This window comes from Martelella alba (assembly GCF_005217455.1).
Taxonomy (GTDB): domain Bacteria; phylum Pseudomonadota; class Gammaproteobacteria; order Enterobacterales; family Enterobacteriaceae; genus Acerihabitans.
Genome location: NZ_SZPQ01000091.1, coordinates 1 through 4192, shown reverse-complemented (window position 1 = coordinate 4192; position 4192 = coordinate 1). Strand labels below are relative to the sequence as shown.

The 4192-nt window shown below is 48.3% G+C and carries 4 protein-coding genes; all 4 read left to right on the top strand.

Features of this window, described 5'->3' with window-relative positions; genetic code table 11:
- Window positions 1-906 (top strand): VENN motif pre-toxin domain-containing protein (locus tag FCN80_RS25410; protein WP_196239163.1); only part of this gene is annotated, 906 nt, incomplete at its 5' end.
- Entirely contained in the window at window positions 893-1147 is a 255-nt protein-coding gene (locus FCN80_RS25405; protein ID WP_136993097.1) for a hypothetical protein, read from the top strand. The genes FCN80_RS25410 and FCN80_RS25405, both read left to right, overlap by 14 nt.
- An 88-nt stretch (window positions 1148-1235) precedes the next feature.
- Complete coding sequence (locus tag FCN80_RS25400; protein WP_136993095.1) at window positions 1236-2444, top strand: IS256 family transposase; 1209 nt, start codon at window positions 1236-1238, stop codon at window positions 2442-2444.
- A gap of 212 nt (window positions 2445-2656) precedes the next feature.
- Window positions 2657-4192: NERD domain-containing protein kinase family protein (locus tag FCN80_RS25395; RefSeq protein WP_230492958.1), on the top strand; the 1536-nt coding region annotated here is incomplete at its 3' end.

Genomic DNA, 4192 nt, shown 5'->3' with positions numbered 1-4192 from the left:
GCGGCCGGGGTAAGCGGCGATAGCAGGGCGAGTGCCTTGACCGGGGCGCAGGCAGGGAAGAATGCGGTGGAGAATAACTTCCTGAGCACGCCCGCCGCCACGCAACGAGACAACCTGGCGGAAAAAATCCAGCAGGGTGACAAGACGCTGCAAACGTCTAAAAATTACTTAGAGCTAGAAAATGCCGATAGACGCAGTGATGCGCTGGTCGCTAGCTTCAAAAAAGATCCGTCGGCCATGACAGAAGCTGAGCGCATCGAACTCAATAGCTATATCAGGCACTATGCGGCCGAGATGCAGACTTTACACGGTGATGCCGTTACCAAAGAGCTGGTCACCGGTTTACTGACAGGACCCGATTATTTGAAGTCGGCCCCCAATAGTGAAGCGCAGCAGCAAGCCCAGACCATTATGAATACCTGGGGTTACCATACCTCTAATGCGAGCATGGGTGATCCTGCACTTCTTTATGGTTTAGGGCCGCTGGGTCAATCGGTTAAAACGGGGATGATAACGAATGCGGCGATTGGTGTAGGTGTTAATACAGGCGTCCAGCTTAGCGGAAATGATCCTTTTAGTTATGTTGATGCAGTAATGGCCGGTGTCACCGCAGTGGCCACGACAAAAAAAGGTATTTTGCCCTCGATAGGAATCAACATGGGCGGGGCGGTGCTTGGAAGTGCGGCCAAAGGTGAAGATCCGACCAATGCTATGATTGGCACTGGATTAGGTACTATCCTCGGTAATAAAGCCGATAAATTTATAACTCATGGTGTATCAATAGTAGTTAAAGAAAGTACCGCTGGACTGATAGGTGACATCGCTGGCTTAACAGTTAGCGAGGTCGTCAGCAATGATGTGAAAGATGATCTTGATGCCTTGGAACTTAAAAATGAAAGCAAATAAGTTACCTTTAATTATTACCTTGATCTATCGATGTGTTTTTGTCTTTATTTTCCTTTGCATGACTGGGACTATTTTAGCTTCTGTTTTAGTTTTTTTTAAGCTTGGCTATTTCACTTTCGATTGGAAAGAGGCACTTCCGATCTCAATAAAAAAAGGTACAGTAGCGGGATTAGTTCTTGCTGTTGGTATTTGGATCAAGGTCAAGCTAGCAGCTAAAAAATTATCCAAGCCACCTGAATAAGCGTACCTGCATTTATGAGACTGTACATAAATTTGTGTAATTGCCTGATTTTGATATGTTCTATCCAACATCGAAAACAGGTTAATTTATGGACGAAAAACAGTTGCAGGCTCTGGCTAACGAACTGGCCAAAAATCTCAAAACCCCTGAGGATCTCAGCCAGTTCGATCGTCTGCTGAAGAAAATTAGCGTCGAGGCGGCTCTTAACGCCGAAATGACTCACCACCTCGGCTACGATAAAAATCAGCCCAAATCAGGGGCTAACTCCCGTAATGGCTACTCGACAAAGACAGTCACTACAGGTGATGGGCCTCTGGAACTGCGTACACCACGCGATCGTGACGGCTCTTTCGAACCGCAACTGGTGAAAAAAAACCAGACACGGATCACCGGGATGGATAACCAGATTTTGTCGTTATACGCCAAAGGGATGACCACCCGCGAGATCGCCACTGCGTTCAAAGAGCTGTATGACGCTGATGTCTCGCCAGCACGGGTATCCAAAGTTACAGATGCCGTCATGGAGCAGGTTGTCGAATGGCAAAATCGGCCGCTGGATGCGGTCTATCCCATTGTTTATCTCGACTGTATCGTCCTGAAAGTGCGACAAGACAGCCGGGTTATCAACAAATCCGTATTCCTGGCCCTGGGTGTTAATATCGAAGGTCAGAAAGAACTTCTGGGTATGTGCCTGGCCGAAAATGAAGGCGCAAAGTTCTGGCTGAACGTACTGACAGAACTGAAAAACCGTGGCCTGAACGATAGTCTCATCGCCTGTGTTGACGGGCTGAAAGGCTTCCCAGACGCCATCAACGCGGTGTATCCGGACGCACGTATCCAGTTATGTATCGTGCATAGGGTGCGCAATAGTCTGCGGTTCGTCTCCTGGAAGGATTACAAGGCCGTCTCCCGGGATCTGAAGGCCGTTTATCAGGCACCGACGGAAGAAGCGGGCTTGCAGGCGCTGGAAGCGTTCGCCAGTGCCTGGGACGGTCGCTATCCGCAGATAAGCCGCAGCTGGCAGGCAAACTGGGCGAATCTTGCCACATTCTTCGCCTACCCGGCGGACATCCGCAAGGTAATCTACACAACGAATGCCATCGAGTCGCTGAACAGCGTGATTAGGCATGCCATCAAAAAACGTAAGGTGTTCCCGACGGACGATTCAGTGAAAAAAGTGGTGTGGCTGGCGATCCAGGCGGCGTCACAGAAATGGACGATGCCGCTGAGGGACTGGCGTATGGCAATGAGCCGCTTTATCATCGAGTTCGGTGACCGCCTGGACGGTCACTACTGAGAAAAGGCATTTACACATACATGGACGCCCCCTGTCGGTAGCTGTCAACGAAGTTGACAGCTACCGGTTCTAGTGATCAGATGTAACAGGTGGAATATGAACACCAATATTATTGCGGCTCGAAAGTGTCTAAATTACTCGTGGTGATTTAAACAATAAGTGTATTTTATATTCAATGAGTTATAAAAATCTGACATAAGGGCTCAAGGTTGATGGAAATAAAAAAGGTGGGTGGAGCAGGGCTTCACGCAAGTGAGCTCAAAGCAATTAATAAAATGGAGCAGCAGTTCCAGAGTAGCTGGCGCGGGTTTGCGGGGCTAGTTGCGTCGGATGCTCAAGGGCCCATGGAAATTGACTGTCTTATTATTACCCATGACCGTCTGCTTTTGGTCGAACTCAAAGAGTGGAATGGCACTATCGAGTATGACAATGGAATGTGGATCCAGAATGGCCAAAACCGTGGCAAAAGCCCCTTTGCCATCAAACGAGAGCATGCCCTACGCCTGCAAAAGCTACTTGAGAGGGAGTTGTCACACAACCTTGGCTATTGGCTCACCGTAGAGGCCCATGTGGTGCTCTGTGGTAGTGCTACTCCAGACAATCTACCTTTGACAGAGAGGCCTTTCGTTCACTCTCTGGATGAATTTCTCACTATTCGAGCCCCAGAGAAGTATGAGGCTCTAGTCGCAAATAAAAAACTTGCCAGTTTCTTCAACGCAACAGGGAAATCAAGGCCAAACTCTGAAAAGTCCCTGCCTATCATCTACAAATTTTTCGAAGGCTCGAAAGTTAAGAAAAAAGAGCTGATTGTCGGTAACTTTCAGGCTAATACGAACAAACCTTGGTTTGCTCACCGAAACTCTATCTACAAGGAATACCTGGCCCAAGACCGGTCAATGCCCACAGCGAAGGGACTGATCCGGCGATGGGACTTCAATCAACTGGGTACCCTGTATGCCTTACAATCAACCTGGTCCGATATTGCTCTTCGTGAAAATCGGATAGGAAAATTCATTCGTGATAACAGTAACATGCGTGATTACCTGCTTAGGTACGTCAACGATGTTTCAGCTGATGACGTTACAGAGGATTTCTGTGAGTTATATGAGTTGCCTCGAAATACCGAGCGCTTGGATGAAATTATCGCCAGTGATTCTCCATCCTGGTCAAGGGAGCAACGGATCGATCGGGTGCGAGCTCTTCTGGCTCCCTTTGGTGACTTACATGCGTTGAACATTGCTCACCGTGATGTTGATCCACACAACCTCTGGTATGCCAACAATCATCATAGTATTTTGGCGTCTGGCTTTGGTGCTGCGTTCTTTCCGGAAACTGGAACAGTGGCTGATCATCGAAAATTGCTGCAGAGCTCACCAATCGCCCTGCCGGAAGATGCGATGTGTGAAGGTGACATCCTTGATCCTTTTCGGATTGATGTCTTCCTACTGGCCTCCGTGGCCTATCAGATCTGTTTTAATCAGAAGCTTGAGCAAACGAATGGTGTTCCCGAATGGACCCTTCCCACAAATGATCCTTTCGATGGTCTATTGACTTTTTGGTTTGAAAAAGCTCTCTCATGGGATGCTGCCGAACGCTTTGAAGGTGCTCATAGCATGCTAACAGAGTTCAATTCCCTCACTGGAACGTTCCCAGCAGAAGATAAAGAGTCTCAACTGAACCGCCCCGGTTTTCCGGGAGAGTATTTTAGTTGGGAACTCAGGCTGCCAGATCCTTATTCCCGATGGAAG

Bases quoted from the DNA above. Each gene is read 5' to 3' on its own strand.
- FCN80_RS25400 (WP_136993095.1), top strand. From the start codon at position 1,236: ATGGACGAAAAACAGTTGCAGGCTCTGGCTAACGAACTGGCCAAAAAT.
- FCN80_RS25405 (WP_136993097.1), top strand. From the start codon at position 893: ATGAAAGCAAATAAGTTACCTTTAATTATTACCTTGATCTATCGATGT.